Here is a 21,543-nt window from a genome sequence, read left to right as displayed (position 1 = left end):
ATCCGCGCCGGTTCGAGGAGAGAGCACCCGATCTGACACAGCGTCGATGGGTCTCACCTCCTCGGTACCTCACGGCTGGGACCGCCCTCAGCCGGAGGGCCACCCTACCTCAGGGCGCGGGGAGTTGTACTCTGCAACCAGTACTGCGAGGGAGGTCCGGTGGAAGCTGCAACGGCCGTGGAGACGATCCAGCGCGAGATGACGGTCTTCGCGCGACGGGCCCGGGCCTCGGCGGGCCGCCTGCATCCCGAGCTGTCGCTGGTGTCGTACACACTCCTCGGGCATCTGGAGGAGCGCGACGGCTGCCGCGCCACCGACCTGGCCGCCCATTACGCCCTGGACAAGTCCACGGTGAGCCGCCAGGTCGCCGCTCTGGAGCGGGCCGGGCTGATCGAGCGGCGCCAGGACCCGGAGGATCACCGGGTCCAGGTGCTGCATCTGACCGAGGCCGGCCGGCGCATCCTGGCCCGGGTCACGGTGAGCCGCCGCGTGGCCGTCGGCGAGCGGCTCGCGGAGTGGTCGCAGGAGGACCTGGAGCGGTTCGCCGGGTACCTCGTGCGCTACAACGCCTGGCCCGGTCCGGAGGACGACGATGTCTAGGAGACCGCCTCCGGCAACCGCTCGGGAGCCCGTGCGGCGAGGAACGCGGTGGTACGCCGCAGCCGGAAGCCGAGGGACTCGTAGAGCCGGACGGCAGAGGTGTTCGCGGCGCTGGTGTGCAGGAAGGGCGTCTCACCGCGCTCTCGTATGCCGTGGGCGACGGCACGGATGAGCCGGGTCGCGAGGCCCTGGCCGCGGGCGGCGGGGTCGGTGCAGACCGCGCTGATCTCGGTCCAGCCCGGCAGATGCAGCCGCTCCCCTGCCATCGCGACGAGGGCGCCGTCCCGGCGTATGCCCAGGTAGGTGCCCATCTCGATGGTGCGGGGCAGGAAGGGTCCGGGCTGGGTGCGGGCGATCAGGTCGAGGATCTCGGGCACGTCGGCGGGGCCGAGGCGGACCGCCTCCGGGTCGGGCGCGGCGTCGAGACCGTCGTCGACCAACTGCACGCCCTCGATCTGGAAGGTGGTCTCCCAGCCCTCGGGCACCTGGCCCGCGTAGCCCGGCAGCGGCACCTCCGCGCCGGCACCCGCGAGCGCCGCGAGGTCGGCCCAGTCGCCGGCGTCGGGTTCGTCGGGCAGGGCGAGCCACGGCGAGACGTCGGTGGGGTAGCGCAGCACCCGGCCGCGCTTCTCGGCGAAGTGGGCGTGCGGGCCGGTCAGGGAGGCGAGGGCCGGGTTGTCGAGGACGTGCCGTGCGCCGGCGCTCATCGGGTGACCTCGATGACCGTCTTGCCGCGGGCGTGGCCTTCCTCGACGGTGCGCAGGGTGTCGCCCGCCCTGTCGAGGGGAAACGTCTCGGTGAGGTGCGGGTCCAGGTCCCCCTTGAGGACGAGCCGGGCGACCTTCTCCAGTACGGCCGCGTTGCGGGCCCGCCCCACCCGCGCGCCGCCCAGCCGCCGCACGTCCTCCTCCGGGGCGCCGGCGGTGATCAGCTTCGCCCGGTCGGTGAGCACCTCGGCGGCCTCGGCGAGCACCTGACCGCCCACCAGGTCGTAGACGGCGTCCGGTGCGCTCGCCCGGGCCCTCTCGGCCCAGCCGGGACCGGAAGCCACGTGCTCGGCGCCGAGCGACGCGACGAAGTCCTTCTTGCCCTCGCTCGCGACCCCGACGCCCCTCAGGCCGAGGGCGCGGGCGATCTGTACGGCCGCCGCGCCGACTCCCCCGCCCGCGCCGGTCACCAGCAGCGTGGCGCCCGAGGGCGGGTCGAGCTGGCGGACGCCGTCGTACGCGGTCGCGGCGGCGACGGGCAGGGTGGCGGCCACCGTGTGGGACAGCTCCGCGGGCTTGTGAGCGGCGATGGCGGCCGGCACCAGGGTGTATTCGGTGTAGCCGCCGGCCAGCGCGGTGCCGAAGACCGCGTCCCCGACGGCGAACCCCTCGACGCCGTCCCCGACCTCCTCGACGACCCCGGAGACCTCGTTGCCGAACACGACGGGGAAGACGCGCTCATCGCTCTCGCCGGGGCGCCGGTAGCCCGTGCGCTGCTTCCAGTCCACAGGGTTCACGCCCGCCGCGTGGACGGCCACCAGAAGCTGTCCGGGGCCGGGACCCGGCCGGTCCACGTCCACGAACGCCTCGGTCTCCGGTCCGCCGTACCGCGTGAAGACGTACGCCTTGGGCATCTGCTTCCTCACTCTCTCGCGCTGGAGTGCCGGGACACCGGCCCGGCACTCCAGCGCCAAAGAGTGGTGCGCGGCGGCTATTCCCGGTGCCGCACAGTGTTCATGCGGCCGCAACGATCGGGGCACTGACCTGGGACGGAGCACGCCGCGACGACAGCGTACGGTTGATGCATGAACGTCACCCGAGGCTTCACCGGACGCCCCCGCGTCCCGAACGGCGGGCTGCCACCCGGCCAGTACGACGCGGGCGACGACTGGCCCGTCCTGTCCGCGGAGGTCACGCCGGACCTGTCGCCGGCCGACTGGACGTTCCGGGTGGACGGACTGGTCGAACGACCCCACACCTGGGACTGGGACGAGGCGCACACGCTGCCCGCGTCGGCCTACGAGGGTGACATCCACTGTGTGACGAGCTGGTCGAAGTTCGGGGTGCGGTTCGCGGGTGTGTCACTGGACGCGTTCTTGGCTGTGGCGCGGCCACATGGGTCCGCCACCCATGCCGTCGCGTACTCGCACACCGGGTACACCACGAACCTGCCGCTCGCGGACCTGACCGGGGGGCGGGCCTGGATCGCGTGGGAGTACGACGGGAAGCCGCTGCCCGCCGAACACGGCGGCCCGGCGCGGCTGTTGGTGCCGCACCTGTACTTCTGGAAGAGCGCCAAGTGGGTCGCGGGACTCACGCTGCTCGACCACGACGAGCCGGGTTTCTGGGAGCAGAACGGCTATCACGCGCGGGGCAACCCGTGGGAGGAGCAGAGGTACTCCGGTGACTGAGGCACTCTCCTCCCCCGCCTTCGCTCCGGTCACGCGGTTCGCGGTGCCCGGGCGGATCGCCGTCAGCAACCGGGCCGCCTCCGAGTGGCAGACCGCCACACTCACCGAGGTCCGCCGCGAGACGCCCTTCGCGTCCACGTTCCGCTTCGCCGTGCCCGGGTGGCAGGGGCATCTGCCCGGCCAGCACCTGATGCTGCGGCTGACCGCCGAGGACGGCTACACGGCCCAGCGCCACTACTCGCTCGCGTCGCCGCCGGAGGACTCCGGGCACATCGAGCTGACCCTGGACCATGTCGAGGGCGGCGAGGTCTCGACCTGGTTCCACACGGTGGCCGAGCCCGGTGACAAGGTCGAGGTGCGGGGGCCGCTGAGCGGTTTCTTCGCCTGGCCCGGCGACCGGCCCGCGCTGCTGATCGGGGCCGGTTCCGGGGTCGTACCGCTGATGTCGATGGTGCGCCACCACCGGGCGCGCGGGCTGTCCGTGCCGCTGCGGCTGCTGGTGTCGGCACGCAGCCCCGAGGAGCTGATCTACGCGCGGGAGCTCGGTGCCGAGACGACCCCGGTGTTCACGCGGAGCGCCCCGGACGGGGTGCCCGTGGGACGTATGTCGGCCGCACATGTGGCGCCACTCCTGGCCGATCAGCCGGAAGCTGGGTGGGAGGCCTATGTGTGCGGTTCCAACGCGTTCGCCGAGCATGCCTCGCGGCTGCTGGTGGAGGCCGGTCAGCCGGTGGACCGTATCCGGATCGAGCGCTTCGGCTGACGGTGGTGCGCAGGCGCACCGGACGCATATGTGCGCCCCACCACACGTGAACGACGCGGATGGAGGGGTACTACATCTGTAGGCCCACTCGCAGGGGTGCGGGGTGCGGAGGTCGACATGCGAACCCGGGTGCGCGGCTGGCGCTGGCGGCGCAATCCGCTCAGGCGCCGGTCGGACGTCGTCGAGGCGTGGACGGTGCTGGCCGTCGCTGTACTGATGCTGGTTGCCGCGCCGCTGATCGGCGCGGTGGTGGGCTGGTGGGCGCATGACGACGCCCGCACGGTGGCGGCCGAGCAGCGCTCCGAACGCCATCGGGTCCGTGCGGAGGTCGTCGACAGGGTTCCGGACGCGCCGCCCACGGTCCAGGGCGGCCGGGAACGCTCCTACCGAGTGACCGTGCGCTGGACGGAGGCGGGCGGCGCCACGAAGACCGCCACGGCCCGGGTCCCGGCGGGTACCGACCGGGGCGACACGGTCGACGTGTGGTTCGACTCCCGGGGCCGGAGCGTGACCGCACCTCCGGACGAGACGGCGATCTGGCAGCACACCCTGGTGATGGGCGCCTGTGGCGCGGGCGGCTCGATCGCCGTGATCCTTCTCGGTCACTCGGTCGTCCGCGGTGTGGCGGACCGCCGGCGGCTCGTCGAGTGGGAACGCGACTGGGCTCTCACCGAGCCGCAGTGGACCCGCCGCCGGGCCTGACCACGAGGGTCCCGGGGCGCCCGCAAAAGCCTGGCGATTCGTCCGGCGACACACGTACGGTGTGATCATCCGGCCCTGTCCCTTCGCAAAGGCGGTCCTGCATGGCCCTGTTCGACCTCCCCATCGACGAATTGCGCGAGTACCGCAGCGACTCCACCGAACCCGAGGACTTCGACGCGTTCTGGTCCAAGACCCTTCAGGAGGCCCGCGAGCACGATCTGGACGCCCGCTTCGAACTCGTCGACACGGGCCTGTCCACCGTGAAGGTGTACGACGTGACGTTCGCCGGGTTCGGCGGCCACCCGGTCAAGGGCTGGTTCACGATCCCCGCCGAGGTCTCGGCGCCGGTCCCGGTGGTCGTGGAGTTCATCGGGTACGGCGGCGGCCGCGGTCTGCCCCACGAGCATCTGCTGTGGGCCTCCACGGGCCGTGCGCACTTCGTGATGGACACCCGCGGTCAGGGCAGTGCCTGGGGCGGCGGCGGTGGCACCGCCGACCCGGTGGCCGGTGCGCCCGCGTACCCGGGGTTCATGACCCGGGGCATCGACGCGCCCGAGAACTACTACTACCGCCGGGTGTTCACCGACGGGGTGCGTGCGGTGGAGGCGGCCCGTTCCCACCCGCTGACCGACCCGGCCCGCACGGTCGTCCTCGGCGGCAGCCAGGGCGGGGGCATCTCGATCGCGGTCGGCGGCCTGGTCCCGGACCTGGCGGCGGTCGCCCCGGACGTGCCGTTCCTGTGCGACTTCCCGCGCGCGGCGACGATCACGGACCGTCACCCGTACCGCGAGATCGGCCTCTACCTCAAGACGCACCGCGGCCGCTTCGAGGACGTCCTCGGCACCCTCGCCTACTTCGACGGCGTGCACTTCGCGAGCCGCGCCCGCACCCCGGCGCTCTTCTCGGCGGCCCTCGAGGACCTGACCTGCCCGCCCTCCACCGTCTTCGCGGCCTTCAACGCCTGGGCCCACGCCGACAAGGCGATCGAGGTCTACGACTTCAACGACCACGAGGGCGGCGGCCCGTATCAGGAGGCGGCGAAGCTGCGCTGGCTGCGCGCGTACGCCTGAGTCCTGCCGGGAACCTTCCCTCCGGCCCGACCAGTCGGTATGTTCTCGGGACCCGGATCGCAGTGTCGCGGTCCGGGCTTCCGGCGACGACGGAGGGTCCATGTCCGAGCACCGGCCGGCTGTCCACGGCCACTGCGACGAGCGCTTCGCGGCAGTGCGGGCGGCGTTCGAGGAGAACTTCCGGGACCGTGCCGAGCTGGGCGCCGCGGTGAGCGTCACGGTCGACGGCGAGACGGTCGTGGACCTGTGGGGCGGCTGGGCCGACGCGGCCCGCACCCGCCCCTGGGAGCGCGACACGCTCGTCAACGTGTGGTCGACGACGAAGGGCCCGACCGCCCTGTGCGCCCACCTCCTCGCCGACCGGGGTCTGCTCGACTTCGACGCCCCGGTGGCCGCCTACTGGCCGGAGTTCGCCGCCGCGGGCAAGGAGAAGGTTCTCGTGCGGCACCTGTTGTCGCACCGGGCCGGCCTTTCCGGACTGCGCGAACCCCACGCCCTCGCGGAGCTCTTCGACTGGGAACTGACGACACGGCGGCTCGCGGCCATGCAGCCCTGGTGGGAGCCGGGCACGGTGTCCGGGTACCACGCGTTCACGTACGGTTTCCTGGTAGGGGAGGTCGTCCGGCGGGTCTCGGGGCTGCTGCCGGGCGCCTTCCTCGAGCGGGAGGTGACGGGGCCGCTCGGCATCGACTTCACCATCGGCCTGCCGGAGAAGGAGGCGGACCGGGCAGCCGAGCTGGTGCATCCGCCGGTCGCGTCGACCGCCGAACAGGCCGCGGTCTTCGCCCAGTTGGCACCCGCGGCGATCGCCGCCCTGACCAACCCCTTCGCGGGCGCCGCGGAGGCGAACACGCCCGAGTGGCGGGCCGCCGAGATCCCCGCCGCGAACGGCCACGGCACCGCCCGGGCCGTCACCGCGCTCTACGGGATCTTCGCGGGCCGGGGCACCTTCGACGGCCGGCGCATCCTGTCCCCGGAGGCCGCCGAGCGGGTCCGCGAGAGCCAGGGCAGGTGCCGTGACCTGGTGCTCGGCGCGGGGCTGGACAGCGAGACGGAGCTCGGGCTCGGCCTGTGGCTCAGTGGGCCGAACGGCTCGTACGGGCCCAACCCCCGGGCCTTCGGGCACGACGGTTTCGGTGGGTCGTGCGGGCTGGCCGATCCCGAGGCGGGGGTCACGCTGGGCTATGTCATGAACCGGATGGGGCCGCACATCGCCGACGATCCACGGAAGATGACGCTGATCGAGGCGTTGTACAGCACCCTGTGACAGACGGCCGCCAGGGCAACCGCGGCGAGCGGCTAGAGGGGCCGCCTGGCCACGACCATCCGGACCCGCGGACTGCCGTCCCGGCGCACGCCGAACCCGGGCAGGGCGTGCAGCTCCACCCGAAGGCCGGCCCATTCCAGTTCCCGGCGTACGTCCCCGAGCCGGAAGGCCCGGTAGTACATGACGAACGGCGGTCGCCACAGGGCGTTGCGCACCCGCATCACGGCGTCGAAACCGAGGAGCATCCAGTAGGCGGGCGACGACGGCCGGGGTGGGGCGACGATCGGGAAGGCGAAGCAGCCGCCCGGGCGCAGGACTTCGCGGGCCTGGGCGAACAGGCCGGGCAGTTCGCTGGGCAGGAAGTGACCGAAGGCGCCGAAGCTCACGACGAGGTCGAAGGTGGCGGGGGCGAACGGCAGTGCGCGCGCGTCACCCCGCACCCAGGAGACGCGCGGCCCCCCGGACCGGTTCCGCTTCCGGGCCACGTCGAGCATCCCGGCGCTGAAGTCGATGCCGGTCACGCTCTCCCGGCACACCCGCGTCAGCACCCGGGCCCCGGCACCGGTGCCGCAGCACAGGTCGAGGCCCGCCTCGAAGGGGCCCATTCGGCGCAGCGCGGACGCGACGGCGTCCAGCACCGAGTCGGGCGTACGGAAGGGGGTGTGGTCGAACTTGGGGGCGAGCAGGTCGTAGCCGCGCTCGACGGAGGACAGCGCCTGGACGGCGAGTTCGCGGAGGCTGGGGCCTTCTGGGCTGAACATCCGGGTCAGCTTAGGGGAGCGCGGCGTTTCAGGACGCCGAGCGCGCGCTCGCACCAGCGGACGGTGGCCGTCTCCAGGTCGATGCCGCCCATGAGCGTGACGTAGGGGCCGATGCGGTCGGCCTCCGCGAGGTACCGCTCCTCGGTGCGGCCGTCGAGGAGCCGGTCACGGAGGCGCTCGTAGCGGGCGAGTTTGCCGCGCGCCCACGACATGCGCTCCTCGAGCAGCGCCCGGGTGACCTCGGGGTCGACGGTGTCCATGGCCTGGATCTTGATCAGGAACTCGTCGCGGAGGGCGGCCGGCCTGCGGGGCGGCTCGGCGGCGAACGCGCTCAGCTCGCCTCGGCCGGTCTCGGTCAGGGTGAACAGCCGCTTGTTGGGCCGGCGTTCCTGCTGTACCACCCGCGCCTCGATCAGCCCGTCCCGCGCCAGTCGTTCGAGCTCACGGTAGAGCTGCTGAGGGGTCGCGGGCCAGAAGTTCGCCAGCGAGACGTCGAAGGCCTTGGACAGTTCGTAGCCCGAGGCCTCGCCCTCCAGGAGGGCGGCCAGGACGGCGTACTTGAGCGACATGTGGACACGCTAGCAGCGGGTGATTAGTCTACTCCACACCTACTCAACAAATTGACTATGGAGGCGGCGTGCGAGCGTTCCGAGAAGCGGTCGAAGCGGGTGACCTCGGCGCTGTGGAGGCGTTGCTGGCCGAGGACGTGGTCTTCACGAGTCCGGTGGTGTTCAAGCCGTACGAGGGCAAGGCCATCACGGCGGCGATCCTGGGCACGGTCGTCAAGGTCTTCGAGGACTTCCGCTATGTGAGTGAGCTGAGCAGCGAGGACGGCCGTGACCACGCGTTGGTCTTCGCGACCCGGGTCGGCGAACGGGCGCTGGACGGCTGCGACTTCATCCACCTCGACGACGACGGCCTGATCGACAGGCTGATGGTGATGGTCCGTCCGCTGTCGGGCGCACAGGCCCTCGCGACGGCGATGGGCGCCCGGTTCGAGGAGGTCGCGAAGGAGGCGGAAGCGAGGGCCGCCGCCTCCTCCTGAATCCACGCACCCGGGGTCAGGGAGCTGCGCCGGGGCGATCATCCCCGCCGACAGGTCGATGTCCGCCCGCACAGGCCCGACGTCGCGAGCCTCGTCGCCAGGGCCTCGGCCACCCATCGTGCAGGTGGCGGCGCTGGAGCCGGCCCGACGGGGCAGCCGGACCGGCGTCGTCCGCCCCGGTCACCAGGGCTTCCAGTACCGGCGTTGGCGCGACGATCGCCTCCTACTCCGACCCGCACTCCGCGAGCCGCCTTTCGAGGAAGTGGCGCTCGGCGTCGTTCTCCACCAGCTCCAGGGCCCGCTCGTACGCCTGCGCCGCCTCGGTCGTACGGCCGCTGCGGCGCAGCAGGTCGGCGCGCGTGGCCGGGAGCAGGTGGTAGCCGCTCAGCTCGCCCTCCCGCTCCAGTTCCGCGACGAGGGCCAGCCCCGCCTCCGTGCCCTCGGCCATGCCGACGGCCACCGCGCGGTTGAGGCGGACCACGGGCGAGGGCACGAAGCGGAGCAGCTCGCCGTACAGGGCGGCGATGTCGGCCCAGTCGGTGTCCTCGGCCGTGGCGGCGGTGGTGTGGCAGGCGGCGATGGCGGCCTGGATCTGGTACGGCCCCGGCCGGCCCCGGCGCAACGCGGTCTCCAGCAGGGCGGCGCCCTCGTCGGCCTCGGCGCGGTCCCACGCGGTGCGGTCCTGGTCCTCCAGGGTCACCAGTTCGCCGTCCGCGTCCACCCGGGTCCCGCGACGGGCGTCGTGCAGGAGCAGCAGCGCGAGCAGGCCGAGGGCCTCGGGCTCGTCGGGCATGAGGCGGGCCAGGACCCGGGCCAGCCGGATCGCCTCCGCGCACAGGGTCCGGCGTACGAGATCGGCGCCCGAGGTGGCCGCGTACCCCTCGTTGAACAGCAGGTAGATCACGCCGAGCACGCCCGTCGTGCGCTCGGGCAGCAGGTGGGCGGGCGGCACGCGGTAGGGGATGCCGGCGTTGCGGATCTTCTTCTTGGCGCGCACCAGGCGCTGCGCCATGGTCGCCTCGGGGACGAGGAAGGCGCGGGCGATCTCCGGTGTGGTCAGTCCGGCGAGGGTGCGCAGCGTCAGGGCGACCCGGGCCTCGATGTGCAGCGCGGGGTGGCAGCAGGTGAAGATCAGCCGCAGCCGGTCGTCCTGGACACCGCTGTCGTCGTACGGCTCCCCGGGTGCCGTGAGCATGGCCGCCTCCCGTAGTTTGCGTGCTCCGACCGCCTCCCGGCGCAGTACGTCCATGGCCCGGTGGCGGGCTGTGGTGGTGAGCCAGGCGCCGGGGCGGCGCGGGACGCCGTCGCGCCGCCACCGGTCGAGGGCCTGGGCGAAGGCGTCCTGCGCGCACTCCTCGGCGAGGTCCCAGTCGCCGGTCACCCGGATCAGGGTGGCGACGACCTGGCCCCACTCCTCGCGGAAGGCGGCGGCGACCGCCTCTTCGGCCGTCACTCCCACACGGGCCGTACTTCCACGGAGCCGCCGCCGAGGGCCGCCGGATGCCGGGACGCGAGGGAGATCGCCTCGTCCAGGTCGGCGACCTCGATGATGTCGATGCCGGCGATGTACTCCTTGGACTCGATGAACGGGCCGTCGGTGAGCAGGACCTCGTCGCCCCGGACGCGCACGGTGGTGGCGTCGGAGGCGGGGCGCAGGCGGGCTCCGCCCTTGACGAGGTCGCGGCCGCGGACCTCCTCGATGTAGGAGGTGAAGCGGGCGTCCTCGGCGATCTCGGCGGGGCTGAGTTCCTCGCCGGCGACGGGGGTGCAGATCAGCAGGGCGTACTTCATGACGTGGCCTCCGTGACGTGCTCGTGGACGATCAGCCAGCGGGGGCCGATGTCGCGGTAGCCGGTGGTGACGCGCAGCAGTGTGTCGTCGCTGCGGACGAGGGCGTGGCCGAAGGCGATGCTCTCGTCGACGTGGACCCGGAAATCCAGGACCTCGCGGGTGGCCGGCCCGGTGGGCGTTTCGGCGAGGGCCTTGCGAAGAGCCTCGACACCCTTGTGGTGCCGGCCCTCCGTCGCGACCTCCGCGTCCTGCGCGTAGCAGGCGATCCTCCGCTCGGTGTCCCCCGTGCGCGCCGCCTCCGTCAGTTCGGCGTCGAGGCGGCGGATCTGCCCCTCGGCGTCCTCGTCCTCCCAGAACGGCCGTACCTCCATGGCACCGATGGTCGCCACGGGGTGCTTCGCGGCCGCCTCGACGGCCTCCTGAAGGCTGTCGCACTCCAGGATGTCGAAGCCGGCGACGTACTCCTTGGTCTCCGCGAAGGGGCCGTCGGTGCGCAGCACCTCGCCGCCGCGCACCCGCACGGTGACCGCGTCGGCGGGCTGGGCGAGCCGGTGCCCGTGCAGCCGTACGCGGCGGTCGCCGAGTTCCTCGACCCAGGGTTCGACGGGGGCCATGCCCGAGGCGTCGTTGGTGTCGTCGCCGCAGACGAGCAGCATGTACTTCATGGTTCCTCCCGGTCCTCATGAGCTTCCTACACCCGGCCGACGAACGGGACCGGACCGAATCGACACCTGCGCGCAGAAAAAAGTGGGCCGGATCTGCCGGGTGCGCGGTTGGATGGCGTCATGACGTCCGACGAGCAGGCGCGGCTGATGCGGGTCAACCAGGCCAACTGGGACGCCCGCACCCCCGTCCACCTCGCCAGCCGGTTCTACGGCCTCGACCAGGGCCTCGATCCCGAGCGCTGGTTCGCCGCCTTCGAGTGGGAGGACCTCGGCGAGCTCACCGGCCGTGATGTGCTCCACCTCCAGTGCCATCTCGGCACGGAGACCCTCGCCCTCGCCCGCCGCGGGGCCCGGGCGGTGGGCCTCGACTTCTCCGAGGCTTCCGTCGCGGCCGCTCAGGGGATCGCGGAGCGGGCGGGCGTGGACGTCGAGTACGTGCGGGCGAACGTGTACGACGCCGTCCAGGCGCTGGGAGGACGGCAGTTCGACGTCGTGTACACCGGGAAGGGCGCTCTGTGCTACCTCCCCGATCTGGACCGGTGGGCAGCGGTGATCGCCCGACTGCTGCGCCCGGGTGGCCTGTTGTACGTCGTCGAGTTCCATCCGCTGCTCAACTCGCTGGGCCCGAAGCCCGCGCCGGACGAGGGGCCTGAGTTGCTGCTGCGCCACGACTACCTGGGCGGCGACGGTCCCGTGCACCGGGACGCGACCCACACGTACACCGACGGCCCGGCTGTCGAGGGCGCCACGGCGAGCTACGAGTGGATGCACGGAATAGGAGAAGTCATCAATGCGTTGACGGGGGCGGGACTGAGGGTCCGGCACCTCCGCGAGAGCGACGAGTTGCCCTGGCCGCGTTGGCCGCAGATGGTGCGTACACCGTCCGGCTGGTGGCGCCTTCCCGCCCCGCGGATCCCGCTTCTGTACGGCCTTGCGGCCGACCACTGAGCCAGCCTGTGCTACTCTGCGGCTAGCACTTGTGCACGCCCCTTCTTGGGCGCCGGTGCCAGTTACCACTCCCCGCTGACAGTTGGGTCAGCTCTTCAGCACCACCTCGCGATCAGGGCTTCCGCAGCCGTACCCGAGGCGCTGTCTCCCGCCGCCGAAGGCGTCGTCCGCCTTCCTTCTCGCGGCTTCCCCCCTTCCTTCCGCATGTCCCATGCCTTCCGTCCTCGAAAGGACAGACCATCATGACCACCACTCTCGAACGCCCCCCGGTACAGCAGCAGCCCCCGGTCCGCGCCGTCACCGGCGTCCTCGACATCGACTCCGGCGGGAAGGGTCACCTGCGCGCCGCGAGCCTGCTGCCCTCGCCCTCCGACCTCCAGGTCTCCCCCGCACTGATCCGCAGGTTCAACCTGCGCAAGGGGGATGTCGTCGACGGGGTGCGCGGCACCCAGCGCGCCCTCACCGAGGTCGCCCGCGTCAACGGCGACGCCCCCGACCGCAACCGGCGGAACTTCCACGACCTCACACCACTGCACCCGCGCGAGCGGATCCGGCTCGAACACCCGGCGTCCGCCCTGACCGGGCGGGTCGCGGATCTGATCGCGCCCGTCGGCAAGGGGCAGCGCGGGCTGATCGTGGCCCCGCCCAAGACCGGCAAGACGGTCCTGCTCCAGCAGATCGCGGCGGCCGTCGCCGGCAACCACCCCGAGTGCCGCCTGATGGTGGTGCTGCTCGACGAACGCCCCGAGGAAGTCACCGACATGCGGCGCTCCGTGCGCGGTGAGGTGTACGCCTCGACGTTCGACCGCACGCCCAAGGAGCACATCGCGCTGGCCGAGCTGGTCATCGAGCGGGCCAAGCGGCTCGTCGAGGCCGGCGAGGACGTCGTGATCCTGCTCGACTCCCTGACCCGGCTGTGCCGGGCCCACAACAACGCCGCCCCCGGCAACGGCCGCACCCTCAGCGGCGGCGTGGACGCGACCACGCTGATCGGGCCGAAGAAGTTCTTCGGTGCCGCCCGGCTCGCCGAGGAGGGCGGCTCGCTCACCATCCTCGCCACCGCCCTGGTGGAGACCGGCTCGCGCGCCGACGACTTCTACTTCGAGGAGCTCAAGAGCACCGGCAACATGGAGCTCCGCCTGGACCGCGAACTCGCCAACCGCCGCGTCTTCCCGGCCGTCGCGATCAACCCTTCGGGCACCCGCCGCGAGGAACTCCTGCTGGGCCCGGCGGAGTTGACCGCCGTACGAGGGCTGCGGCGGGTTCTCCAGAACGGAGACGGCCAGGGCAACCTGGAGACGCTCCTTCAGCGGATGCGCGAGACCCCGGACAACGCGACCTTCCTGCGCCGCATCCAGCCGACCCTGCCCGCCGGCTGACGGACCATCCCCCGTCCGGGTGCTCACGGGCCCCGCACGGCCCGGGCAGCGCGATGTACGGCGGGTCCGTTCCTAGCTTTGCGGTATGACTATCGGTTTTCCTTCTCGGATGGCCGTCTCGGCCTGCGCCCTGTGCACGACGGGCCTGCTGGTGTTCGCCTCCGCTGCGGCGGCCGCCGACCCGGGCGCCGACCCCGGAGCTCCCGGCGCACCACCGGCCGCGGCCGCACCGCCCGCCCTGCTGTACCGACCCGGCATCCAGGTCCGGCCGCACCCGGGCGTGCCCCCGGTCCCGGAGGTGTCCGCGCTGTCGTGGGTGGTGGCCGACGCCCACACCGGGGAGATCCTCGCGGCGCACGACGCCCACCGCCGGCTGCCGCCGGCCAGCACGCTCAAGACCCTGTTCGCCCTGACCGTCCTGCCGGTGCTGCCCGGCGGCCTCCGGCACACGGTCCGCGAGGAGGAACTCGCCGGCATCGGGCCCGGCAGCAGTCTCGTCGGGGTCGCCGAAGGAGAGACCTACCAAGTGGCCGACCTGTGGCGCGGGGTCTTCCTCAACTCCGGCAACGACGCCGTGCACGTCCTGGCCGGGCTCAGCGGCGGCTGGAGCACGACAGCCGCCCGGATGCAGGCCAAGGCGCTCGCCCTGGGCGCCCGCGACACCCACGTCTACTCCCCCGACGGCTACGACGCCCCGGGCCAGGTCTCCTCGGCGTACGACCTCGCGGTGTTCGGCCGGGCGGGGCTGCGCAACGCGGACTTCGCGCGGTACTGCGGCACCGCCGAGGCGCAGTTCCCCGGCCGGGGCGGATGGCCGTACGGGATCCGGAACACCAACCGGCTGCTGACCGGTGCCGACGGGGTGGAGCCCTACGACGGGCTGATCGGCATCAAGAACGGCTACACGAGCCATGCCGGCAACACGCTCGTCGCCGCCGCCCGCCGGGGCGAGAGGACGCTCGTCGTGACGGTGATGAATCCTCAGTCGGGCGGTGGCCTCGCCGTCTACGAGGAGGCGCGCGTGCTGCTCGACTGGGGGTTCGGTGCGGCCGGACGGGTGGACCCGGTGGGCTCGCTGGACGCGCTGCGGGCTCGGCCCCGGCCGGGGCCCGAGGCCGCCGTGCCGGCCGCGGCGGCGGTCTCGCCGCAGGACGACGGGACCGGCCCCGGCTGGCTGGAGACCTGGGCCATCCTGGGCGCCGCCGGGCTCGGTGCGGGATCGATGGCCGTGGCGCTGCGGTCCCGGTTCGGGCGTTCGGCACGGCGCTGACCCGCCGGGAGCCACAGCAGCAGGCCGAGGGTGATCCAGGTGTAGGCGTTGCCGCCGAGGAAGCCGTCGACGCCCGACGGGTCGTCGAACCACAGCCACACGACGCTGGTGCACAGCACGGCGTACAGAGCGCCCGCGATCCGCGGATGCTCCGTGCGCACGAGGACGGCGAAGGCGGGCAGCAGCCACACCAGGTGGTGCACCCAGGTGATCGGGCTCACCAGACAGGCGGTCAGGCCGGTCAGCGCGAACGCGGCCGCCCAGTCCCCCGCCGCCACCGCCCGCCGGGCCCGTACGGCCCACACACCCAGGGTCAGCAGGACGGCCACCGCCCAGACCCCGCGGTCCGGTTCGCCGAGCCGGGCCAGAATGCCCTGCAACGACTGGTTGGAGACGTAGTCCAGCCGGCCCACCCTGGTCGTGTCCCACAGCGCGTCGGTCCAGTAGAAGCGCGAGGCGTCCGGCGCCACGAGGGCGGCGAAGCCCGTCGCGGTCAGGGCCACGACCGTGGCGACCGCCGCCGCGCGCCCGCGCCGGGCGAGCAGGAGCAAGCCGATGAAGAGGGCCGGCGTGAGCTTCACCGCGGCGGCCAGCCCGATGCCGACACCGGCCCAGCGTTCCCGGCCGGTGGCGAGCAGCCAGGCGTCGACGAGGACGAGGGCCAGCAGCACGAGGTTGACCTGGCCGAAACTGAAGGTGTCGCGCAGCGGTTCGAACAGCGCGAGCGCGCAGGCGCCCAGGACACAGCCGTACCAGCCGTGACGCCGCCAGGCCCGGCCGGTAAGCAGGCGCACGACCACGGCCAACGCCACCAGGTTGAGCAGCAGGCTCACCACGATCGCCGCGCGCAGGCCGAGCGCGGCCATCGGAAGCATGGCGACGGCCGCGAACGGCGGATAGGTGAAGCCGTACGTCGTCCCCGGCACCCGGTAGTCGTAGAGCCGTCCGCCGTGGTGGACCCAGGTGTCGACGGCTCCGTGGTAGACGCGCAGGTCGAACCAGTCGCGCAGGAGCGGCACGGTCGCGGTGAAGACGGTGACGGCGGTGGCGGCGGCGAGGACCAGCAGCAGCCGGCCGCGCTCCGTGGCCGGCGCCCTCATGCCGTACGTCCCGTGGCCGGGGCCTGGGCCGTCTGGTGGGCCTGGACCAGCACGACCAGGGCGAGTACGCCTCCGGAGACGGCGAGGACGAGTTGCCCGGTGTCGGCCGGGCCGCCGCTCGGGAGGGTGGCGAGCGCGAGCACACCCGTGACCGCGGCCACCCGGTGACGTACCGAGGCGCTGGGCGCGGCGGCCGCTATGAGGAACAGCCCCCACAGCGCGTACCAGGGCCGGATCGCCGGGCCGAGGGCGGCGAGGGTGGCCAGGCTCAGGCCGAGGGCGTAGACGGGTCGCGGACGCAGGCGCAGCCAGGTGTGGCCGATGACGGCGACGGCCGTGACGATGCCGAGCGCGTGCCAGAACGGGACGGCCAGCGGGGCCAGATCGCTGCCGAACCGTTCCAGCAGGGCTGCGGTGGCGCGGCCGAGGAGGCTGGTGAGGGCCCAGTTCCCGGACGACACAGGGGTGTTGAGGGCGCCGATCCAGCCGTAACCGGTGCCCGCGACGGCTGTCACGGCGACGGTGGTGGCGGCTGGCGAGACGACGGCCGTCACCACGGCTTTCGCGGGACGGTCGCCGGCCCGGACGCGCATGACGACGATCGCGGCGAGTCCCAGGACGGCAGGCGCTTTCACCAGGGCGGCGAGCGTCACGAGTACGGCGCCCAGGACCGGCCACCTGCCGAGGGCGGCGACCAGGCCGAGGCCGAGAAGCCCCAGCATGACGGCGTCGTTGTGGGCGCCGGCGACCAGGTGCAGCAGCACGAGCGGGTTGAGGGCGCCGAGCCAGAGCGCCGCGGCCGGGTCGGCACCGCTGTGGCGGGCCAGACGGGGCAGGACGGCCGCCATCAGGGCCACGCCGAGCAGGGCGACGAGCCGCATCCCGAGCAGACCGGCCGGGAGTTCACCCTGGGATGCCCTGGCCAGCGCGGAGGCCACGCCGAGGAAGACCGGGCCGTACGGGGCGGCCGTGTCGCGCCACATGGGGGCGACCTCGTCCGCGAGGGGGCCGCCGAGCAGGGCGGGGCCGTGGGCGTAGACGTCCATGTGGGCGTCGGCCATGGCGCCCTGGGCGAGGTAGCTGTAGACGTCCCGGCTGAACAGGGGCGGGGCGAGCAACAGCGGTACCGACCAGACGACGAGGACGGTCATGAGTTCGCGCGTGCCGGGCCGCGTCTCGGGGCTGCGCACCAGGCGGCCAAGGAGGAGCCAGGCCGCGATCAGCAGGACGACACCGAAGTAGGCACCGACCAGGCCCAGGGCCGCCTGCGGTGAGGCGGGGGTGAGGAGTTCGCGGACGGGGAGGGCTCCCGCGGTCTCACCACCCGCGGCGAGGAAGGCGGTGCCGACCAGACCGAGGATCCGGCAGCGGCGGAGATCGACGGGAACGTTGGCCAACACATCGGCAGCGTGTCAGTCGTGGGTGGCTGGAAGGCGACGGCGTGGCGACCGGGGTGTGACCGGTGCGTGGGCGGGTGCGGGATGCGCTCACCTCGTCTCAGAACACGGACAGGCCCGTCAGCGTCGTGAACCTGTCCAGGGCCGCCACCCCGGCCACGGAGTTGCCGCGCTCGTCCAGGCCCGGACTCCAGACGCACAGCGTGCAGCGGCCCGGCACCACCGCGATGATTCCGCCGCCCACTCCGCTCTTGCCGGGCAGGCCCACCCGGTAGGCGAAGTCGCCCGCCGCGTCGTACGTGCCGCAGGTCAGCATGATCGCGTTGATCTGTTTGGCCTGGCTGAGGGTGAGCAGGCGGCTGTCGTCGGCGCGGATTCCGTGGCGGGCCAGGAAGCTGGTGGCCAGGGCCAGGTCGGCACAGGACGCCCTGATCGAGCACTGACGGAAGTACTGGTCGAGCAGGACCGGGATCTCGTTGTCGATGTTGCCGTACGCGGCCATGAAGTGGGCCAGGGCGGCGTTGCGGTCGCCGTGGGCGGACTCGGAGGCGGCCACCTCGTCGTCGAAGTCCAGCGCCGGGTTGCCGCTCTCCTCGCGCAGGAAGGACAACAACTCGCCCGCCGCGTCTCCGGTACGGCTGTGGAGGCGGTCGGTGACGACGAGGGCGCCCGCGTTGATGAACGGGTTGCGCGGGATGCCGCTCTCGTACTCCAGCTGCACCAGGGAGTTGAAGGGGTTGCCGGAGGGTTCGCGGCCCACGTGCTCCCAGAGTGCGTCGCCCTCGCGGGCCAGGACGAGCGCGAGAGTGAAGACCTTGGTGATGGACTGCGTCGAGAACGGCTCGCGCCAGTCACCGACGCCGTACACCGTGCCGTCCAGCTCCGCGACGGCCATGCCGAAACTGCGTGGATCGCAGGCGGCGAGCGCCGGGATGTAGTCGGCGGGCCGGCCGCGGCCGGGGGTCCGTTCGATCTCGGCGGCGACGCGCTCCAGGACCGGTTGGAACTGCGAGGACATGAGCGTCATCATGCCGCACGCCTGTCGCGGGAGCGTCTCCGGGTCTCCGTGGTGCACCGGCCGTTCCAGGACGCGGCCTGGTCGCGGGTGCGGCAGCGGTAGCGGCAGGAGGCCAATCAGGCATGTCTTGAGCCGAACTCCGCGTGCTGGCCCGCCGGTCCCCGCCTCGCACGTCAGGGTGACAGTCTGCGGCCCCGTATGGGGTCCGCTCGGCCATCGAGCAGACAGGAGCGATGTTGCGCCAGCGGAACGAAGGCGACGGAGCCACCGGCTTGCAGCGGCCGGCCGACACGAAGAGCACCGGGGCGGTCGCCGGTCCGCTGCGGCTGAGTGCTGCGGCCGGCCTGTGCGCGACCGCGTTGCTGCTGGCCGGGTGCAGTGTGCCCGCCCCGTACACACCCCTGTTGGAGAACCCCAGGGACGGACGAACGTTCTACCTCAGTCCGCGGGGAGACGACGGAGACGACGGCCGGACACCGCAGACCGCCTGGCGCACGCTCTCGCGCGCCGACGCCGTGCGGTTCAAGCCGGGCGACCGGCTGCGGCTGAAGGCGGGGGCACGTTTTCCGGGCAGTCTGAGCATTGGTCAGGGGGATGCCGGAAACGCCCGCAAGCCTGTCGTGATCGAGTCCTACGGAGAGGGCCGCGCGACGATCGCGGCCCACGGCAGGCGCGCCGTCGAGGTGCACAACACGAGCGGCGTCGTCATCCGTGACCTGGTCCTCGTCGGCGACGCCGCGTCCTACGGATCGCACGAGGGCATCGCCCTGGTCAACGATCTGCCCGGCGGCCGGAAGCTGCCGTACGTCCGGGTCTCGGATGTCGAGGTGTCGGGCTTCCGCGACGGCCTCCGGCTGCACGGCGGCACCGGGGCATCCGGCTTCCGCGACGTGGTGATCAGTGACTGCGCACTGCATGACAACCAGGACGCCGGTCTCGTGGCGGACGGTCCGCCCTTCTCCGCGGACGCGCCCGCCTACGCGCACGACGAACTGACGGTGTCGAGGGTGACGACGTACCGGAATGTCGGAGACCCCCTCGCGGCCGACCGCAACACCGGCAGCGGCATCGTCCTCGGCAGTGTCCACCGTGGCACGGTGGAGCGGTCCGTCAGCCACGACAACGGGAGTCTGTCCTCACCGGACGCCGTCGAAGGTCCCGAGGGCATCTGGACGTACGACTCGTCGAGGATGACGCTGGAGAAGAACGTCTCCTACGGCAATCACACCGGTTCCATGGTGGACGGCGGCGGGTTCGGTCTCGACAACAACGTGTCCCACTCGCTGATGCAGTACAACCTCGCCTACGGGAACGACGGTTCGGGCTTCCTGGCGTACTCCGCCGCCCCGAACACGGCGCACAGGGACAACACGATCCGGTACAACATCAGCCACAACGACAGCCGCAAGCTCCCGCAATACGGCGGCATCGTGGCGTTGGGATCGCGGGTCGGCGACCTGTCGATCTACCAGAACACGGTGCTGACCCAGGCGAACGGCGCCGTCCGCGCTCCGGCTCTGCGGCTCGAACCCAACCTGCGCGGTGTCACCGTGCGCAACAACGTGTTCGTCACTGACGGCTCGCCCGTCGTCTCGGCGCAGGGTGCCTTCGACCCGTCGTCCGTGCTGATGCAGGGCAACGACTACCACGGTTCGCAGGGCTGGGCCTTGCTGTGGGGCGGGCGTGAGTACACCGACATGGCCACGTGGCGCCAGGAGACGGGTCAGGAGTCGCTGGGCGCGCAGGCCACCGGCAGTGAACGCGACCCGTGCCTCGCCCAGGTTCCGCTGCCCGCGGCCGGTCCGAACCTGCACGGCAGCGGCCCGACGCGCGGCGCACTCACGGGACGGTGCGCCGACACGTTGGCCGCTGCCGCCGTGGACCTGCGGTCCATGGGGGTCGACCCGGGACGGGTGGACTACTTCGGAGCGCCGCTGAGAGGATCCCCCGGCGTGGGAGCCGTGCAGAGCGGTCCGACCGCCTGAGGGATCGTCACCCGTACGGTGTCGCCCGGTCCTGGTGGCGGAACGTGGACCGGGCGGCCCAGAGCGCGGAAGTGCCAACCGGCCTCCCGCCAGACCGTCGCGTCCAGGGCGTTGCGCGCGTCGGCGATCCGCGGGGCCCGGACCACCCGGAACAGCTTCGCCGGGTCCAGAGCGCGGTACTCGCGCCACTCGGTCAGATGCAGCACCAGATCCGCGTCCCGGCACGCCTCCATGACGTCCAGGGAGTAGGACGGTCCGGGCAGTGCCACCCGCGCGTTGTCGATGCCCTCCGGATCGTGCACGCGGACGTCGGCGCCCTGGGCGACGATCTCGGCGGCGACGGCAAGCGCCGGCGAGTCCCGCACGTCGTCGCTGTCGGGTTTGAAGGTGGCGCCCAGCACCGCGACCCGCCGTCCGGCGAACTCACCGCCCAGGAGCTGCCGGGCCAGGTCGACGGTCCGCCGCCGCTGCCGCTGGTTGATCCGGTCGACCTGGCGCAGGAAGGACACGGCCTCCTCCACCTGCAGTTCCTCGGCACGGGCGAGGAACGCGCGGATGTCCTTGGGCAGACAGCCGCCGCCGAACCCGAGGCCCGCGGAGAGGTAGGCGCGCCCGATGCGGCCGTCGTGACCGAGGGCGTCGGCCAGGGTCACCACGTCGGCGCCCGAGGCGTCACACACCTCCGCCATGGCGTTGATGAAGGAGATCTTCGTCGCGAGGAAGGAGTTGGCGGCGACCTTCACCAGTTCCGCGGTGGCGGGATCGGTGCTGACGTAGGCGACACCGGCCCGCAGCATCGGTTCGTAGACCTCGCGCAGGGTTCGGTCGGCGTGGGGCGAGGTGACGCCCACGACCAGCCGGTCGGGGCGCAGGGTGTCCTGGACGGCGAAACCCTCGCGCAGGAACTCCGGGTTCCAGGCGACCTCGGCGTCGACGCCGGGGCGAACCTGTGAGGTCAGCCTGCGGGTGAGGGTCCGGGTGGTGCCCACCGGCACGGTCGATTTGCCGACGACGAGGCTGTCGCGGGTCAGGAGCGGTGCCAGACCGTCGACGACCGCCTCGACGTGGCGCAGGTCGGCGGCGAGGGAGTCGGCGCGTTGCGGTGTGCCGACGCACACGAAGTGCACGTCGGCGAAATCGGCGGCCTCCTGCAGGGAGGTGGTGAAACGCAGCCGCCCGGCACGGGTGTTCCTGATGAGGATCTCCGGCAGGCCGGGTTCGAAGAAAGGTGCCCGGCCTGCCGCGAGTGCCGCGATCTTCCCGCTGTCGGTGTCGACACCGAGGACGTCGTGTCCGATGTCGGCCATGCACGCGGCGTGCACTGCTCCGAGGTAGCCCGTACCGATGACGGTCAACCGCATGGGAGTACTCCTGTCTTGGGACG

The 21,543-nt window shown here is 72.4% G+C and carries 21 protein-coding genes and 1 pseudogene; 11 read left to right on the top strand and 11 right to left on the bottom strand.

Annotation, left to right across the window (positions count from 1 at the left end; all coding sequences use genetic code 11):
- The first annotated feature begins 159 nt into the window (after positions 1-159).
- Positions 160-600, top strand: a complete 441-nt coding sequence (locus tag ACZ39I_RS19605) for a MarR family winged helix-turn-helix transcriptional regulator (protein ID WP_467245604.1) — start codon at positions 160-162, stop codon at positions 598-600.
- Here ACZ39I_RS19605 and ACZ39I_RS19600 read toward each other — a convergent pair.
- Together ACZ39I_RS19600 and ACZ39I_RS19595 are read right to left on the bottom strand one after the other, a co-directional pair.
- Complete coding sequence (locus ACZ39I_RS19600; protein ID WP_467245603.1) at positions 597-1,307, bottom strand: GNAT family N-acetyltransferase; 711 nt, start codon at positions 1,305-1,307, stop codon at positions 597-599. The genes ACZ39I_RS19605 and ACZ39I_RS19600 overlap by 4 nt on opposite strands.
- On the bottom strand, positions 1,304-2,221 hold the full coding sequence (locus ACZ39I_RS19595; RefSeq protein ID WP_467245602.1) for an NADP-dependent oxidoreductase: 918 nt from the start codon (positions 2,219-2,221) through the stop codon (positions 1,304-1,306). The genes ACZ39I_RS19600 and ACZ39I_RS19595 overlap by 4 nt, the downstream gene beginning before the upstream one ends.
- Positions 2,222-2,392: 171 nt before the next feature.
- On the opposite strand from ACZ39I_RS19595, the gene ACZ39I_RS19590 reads away from it, so the two are divergent.
- The 5 genes from ACZ39I_RS19590 to ACZ39I_RS19570 all read left to right on the top strand — a co-directional run bounded on the left by ACZ39I_RS19590 (position 2,393) and on the right by ACZ39I_RS19570 (position 6,800).
- On the top strand, positions 2,393-2,998 hold the full coding sequence (locus ACZ39I_RS19590; RefSeq protein WP_352386179.1) for a sulfite oxidase-like oxidoreductase: 606 nt from the start codon (positions 2,393-2,395) through the stop codon (positions 2,996-2,998).
- Positions 2,991-3,761 (top strand): ferredoxin reductase, encoded by a 771-nt coding sequence (locus ACZ39I_RS19585; RefSeq protein WP_467245601.1) that lies wholly within the window; start codon positions 2,991-2,993, stop codon positions 3,759-3,761. The genes ACZ39I_RS19590 and ACZ39I_RS19585 overlap by 8 nt, the downstream gene beginning before the upstream one ends.
- 117 nt (positions 3,762-3,878) lie before the next feature.
- Entirely contained in the window at positions 3,879-4,463 is a 585-nt protein-coding gene (locus ACZ39I_RS19580; RefSeq protein WP_467245600.1) for an Rv1733c family protein, read from the top strand.
- Positions 4,464-4,564: 101 nt separating this feature from the next.
- Positions 4,565-5,533: an acetylxylan esterase gene (locus ACZ39I_RS19575; protein WP_451474998.1), complete on the top strand. Its 969-nt coding sequence runs from the start codon at positions 4,565-4,567 to the stop codon at positions 5,531-5,533.
- A 100-nt stretch (positions 5,534-5,633) separates the two neighbouring features.
- A complete protein-coding gene (locus ACZ39I_RS19570) occupies positions 5,634-6,800 on the top strand; it encodes a serine hydrolase domain-containing protein (protein ID WP_467245599.1) in 1,167 nt (388 codons plus the stop codon).
- 32 nt (positions 6,801-6,832) lie between these two features.
- Here ACZ39I_RS19570 and ACZ39I_RS19565 read toward each other — a convergent pair whose 3' ends face one another.
- Positions 6,833-7,561, bottom strand: a complete 729-nt coding sequence (locus tag ACZ39I_RS19565; RefSeq protein WP_467245598.1) for a class I SAM-dependent methyltransferase — start codon at positions 7,559-7,561, stop codon at positions 6,833-6,835.
- 5 nt (positions 7,562-7,566) lie between these two features.
- Positions 7,567-8,130, bottom strand: coding sequence for a PadR family transcriptional regulator (locus ACZ39I_RS19560; RefSeq protein ID WP_467245597.1), 564 nt, complete (start codon positions 8,128-8,130; stop codon positions 7,567-7,569).
- A gap of 68 nt (positions 8,131-8,198) precedes the next feature.
- On the opposite strand from ACZ39I_RS19560, the gene ACZ39I_RS19555 reads away from it, so the two are divergent.
- Entirely contained in the window at positions 8,199-8,606 is a 408-nt protein-coding gene (locus ACZ39I_RS19555; RefSeq protein ID WP_467245596.1) for a nuclear transport factor 2 family protein, read from the top strand.
- Positions 8,607-8,829: 223 nt separating this feature from the next.
- On the opposite strand, the gene ACZ39I_RS19550 is transcribed toward ACZ39I_RS19555, so the two are convergent.
- Genes ACZ39I_RS19550 through ACZ39I_RS19540 form a run of 3 tightly spaced genes read right to left on the bottom strand, consistent with a single transcriptional unit; the run spans position 8,830 to position 11,062 of the window.
- The gene (locus ACZ39I_RS19550; RefSeq protein ID WP_467245595.1) at positions 8,830-10,059 is read right to left on the bottom strand and encodes an RNA polymerase sigma factor; all 1,230 of its coding nucleotides are present in this window, start codon (positions 10,057-10,059) and stop codon (positions 8,830-8,832) included.
- On the bottom strand, positions 10,056-10,397 hold the full coding sequence (locus ACZ39I_RS19545) for a YciI family protein (protein WP_467245594.1): 342 nt from the start codon (positions 10,395-10,397) through the stop codon (positions 10,056-10,058). The genes ACZ39I_RS19550 and ACZ39I_RS19545 overlap by 4 nt, the downstream gene beginning before the upstream one ends.
- Positions 10,394-11,062 carry a YciI family protein gene (locus ACZ39I_RS19540; RefSeq protein ID WP_467245593.1) on the bottom strand — a complete coding sequence of 223 codons (669 nt, stop codon included), beginning with the start codon at positions 11,060-11,062 and terminating at the stop codon, positions 10,394-10,396. The genes ACZ39I_RS19545 and ACZ39I_RS19540 overlap by 4 nt, the downstream gene beginning before the upstream one ends.
- 120 nt (positions 11,063-11,182) lie before the next feature.
- Here ACZ39I_RS19540 and ACZ39I_RS19535 point away from each other — a divergent pair, with 120 nt between their 5' ends.
- From ACZ39I_RS19535 to ACZ39I_RS19525, 3 genes and pseudogenes are all read left to right on the top strand, one after another.
- The gene (locus ACZ39I_RS19535; RefSeq protein ID WP_467245592.1) at positions 11,183-12,010 is read left to right on the top strand and encodes a class I SAM-dependent methyltransferase; all 828 of its coding nucleotides are present in this window, start codon (positions 11,183-11,185) and stop codon (positions 12,008-12,010) included.
- 242 nt (positions 12,011-12,252) lie between these two features.
- Entirely contained in the window at positions 12,253-13,389 is a 1,137-nt protein-coding gene (gene rho / locus ACZ39I_RS19530) for a transcription termination factor Rho (protein ID WP_467245591.1), read from the top strand.
- Positions 13,390-13,474: 85 nt separating this feature from the next.
- Positions 13,475-14,359: pseudogene (locus ACZ39I_RS19525) on the top strand (D-alanyl-D-alanine carboxypeptidase family protein); the annotation flags it as partial.
- A 35-nt stretch (positions 14,360-14,394) separates the two neighbouring features.
- Here ACZ39I_RS19525 and ACZ39I_RS19520 read toward each other — a convergent pair.
- The 3 genes from ACZ39I_RS19520 to ACZ39I_RS19510 all read right to left on the bottom strand — a co-directional run bounded on the left by ACZ39I_RS19520 (position 14,395) and on the right by ACZ39I_RS19510 (position 18,186).
- A complete protein-coding gene (locus ACZ39I_RS19520) occupies positions 14,395-15,759 on the bottom strand; it encodes a glycosyltransferase 87 family protein (protein ID WP_467245590.1) in 1,365 nt (454 codons plus the stop codon).
- Positions 15,756-17,159 carry a polyprenol phosphomannose-dependent alpha 1,6 mannosyltransferase MptB gene (gene mptB / locus ACZ39I_RS19515; RefSeq protein WP_467245589.1) on the bottom strand — a complete coding sequence of 468 codons (1,404 nt, stop codon included), beginning with the start codon at positions 17,157-17,159 and terminating at the stop codon, positions 15,756-15,758. The genes ACZ39I_RS19520 and mptB overlap by 4 nt, the downstream gene beginning before the upstream one ends.
- A 97-nt stretch (positions 17,160-17,256) precedes the next feature.
- On the bottom strand, positions 17,257-18,186 hold the full coding sequence (locus tag ACZ39I_RS19510; protein WP_467245588.1) for a glutaminase: 930 nt from the start codon (positions 18,184-18,186) through the stop codon (positions 17,257-17,259).
- Between the two features lie 260 nt (positions 18,187-18,446).
- Between ACZ39I_RS19510 and ACZ39I_RS19505 the strand changes: the two genes are divergently transcribed.
- The gene (locus tag ACZ39I_RS19505; protein WP_467245586.1) at positions 18,447-20,159 is read left to right on the top strand and encodes a right-handed parallel beta-helix repeat-containing protein; all 1,713 of its coding nucleotides are present in this window, start codon (positions 18,447-18,449) and stop codon (positions 20,157-20,159) included.
- Here the strand turns inward: ACZ39I_RS19505 and ACZ39I_RS19500 are convergent.
- Positions 20,093-21,520: a UDP-glucose dehydrogenase family protein gene (locus tag ACZ39I_RS19500; RefSeq protein WP_467245585.1), complete on the bottom strand. Its 1,428-nt coding sequence runs from the start codon at positions 21,518-21,520 to the stop codon at positions 20,093-20,095. The genes ACZ39I_RS19505 and ACZ39I_RS19500 overlap by 67 nt on opposite strands.
- Positions 21,521-21,543 lie beyond the last annotated feature (23 nt).

It is taken from the genome of Streptomyces sp. NPDC024687 (assembly GCF_055559055.1).
This window is presented reverse-complemented; position numbering and strand designations above follow the sequence as displayed.

What these genes read in the sequence shown, in the direction of transcription:
- ACZ39I_RS19600 (WP_467245603.1), bottom strand. Translation starts at nt 1,307, where the DNA reads ATGAGCGCCGGCGCACGGCACGTCCTCGACAACCCGGCCCTCGCCTCC.
- ACZ39I_RS19595 (WP_467245602.1), bottom strand. Translation starts at nt 2,221, where the DNA reads ATGCCCAAGGCGTACGTCTTCACGCGGTACGGCGGACCGGAGACCGAG.
- ACZ39I_RS19590 (WP_352386179.1), top strand. Translation starts at nt 2,393, where the DNA reads ATGAACGTCACCCGAGGCTTCACCGGACGCCCCCGCGTCCCGAACGGC.
- ACZ39I_RS19580 (WP_467245600.1), top strand. Translation starts at nt 3,879, where the DNA reads ATGCGAACCCGGGTGCGCGGCTGGCGCTGGCGGCGCAATCCGCTCAGG.
- ACZ39I_RS19575 (WP_451474998.1), top strand. Translation starts at nt 4,565, where the DNA reads ATGGCCCTGTTCGACCTCCCCATCGACGAATTGCGCGAGTACCGCAGC.
- ACZ39I_RS19570 (WP_467245599.1), top strand. Translation starts at nt 5,634, where the DNA reads ATGTCCGAGCACCGGCCGGCTGTCCACGGCCACTGCGACGAGCGCTTC.
- ACZ39I_RS19565 (WP_467245598.1), bottom strand. Translation starts at nt 7,561, where the DNA reads ATGTTCAGCCCAGAAGGCCCCAGCCTCCGCGAACTCGCCGTCCAGGCG.
- ACZ39I_RS19560 (WP_467245597.1), bottom strand. Translation starts at nt 8,130, where the DNA reads ATGTCGCTCAAGTACGCCGTCCTGGCCGCCCTCCTGGAGGGCGAGGCC.
- ACZ39I_RS19545 (WP_467245594.1), bottom strand. Translation starts at nt 10,397, where the DNA reads ATGAAGTACGCCCTGCTGATCTGCACCCCCGTCGCCGGCGAGGAACTC.
- ACZ39I_RS19540 (WP_467245593.1), bottom strand. Translation starts at nt 11,062, where the DNA reads ATGAAGTACATGCTGCTCGTCTGCGGCGACGACACCAACGACGCCTCG.
- ACZ39I_RS19535 (WP_467245592.1), top strand. Translation starts at nt 11,183, where the DNA reads ATGACGTCCGACGAGCAGGCGCGGCTGATGCGGGTCAACCAGGCCAAC.
- rho (WP_467245591.1), top strand. Translation starts at nt 12,253, where the DNA reads ATGACCACCACTCTCGAACGCCCCCCGGTACAGCAGCAGCCCCCGGTC.
- ACZ39I_RS19520 (WP_467245590.1), bottom strand. Translation starts at nt 15,759, where the DNA reads ATGAGGGCGCCGGCCACGGAGCGCGGCCGGCTGCTGCTGGTCCTCGCC.
- ACZ39I_RS19510 (WP_467245588.1), bottom strand. Translation starts at nt 18,186, where the DNA reads ATGATGACGCTCATGTCCTCGCAGTTCCAACCGGTCCTGGAGCGCGTC.
- ACZ39I_RS19500 (WP_467245585.1), bottom strand. Translation starts at nt 21,520, where the DNA reads ATGCGGTTGACCGTCATCGGTACGGGCTACCTCGGAGCAGTGCACGCC.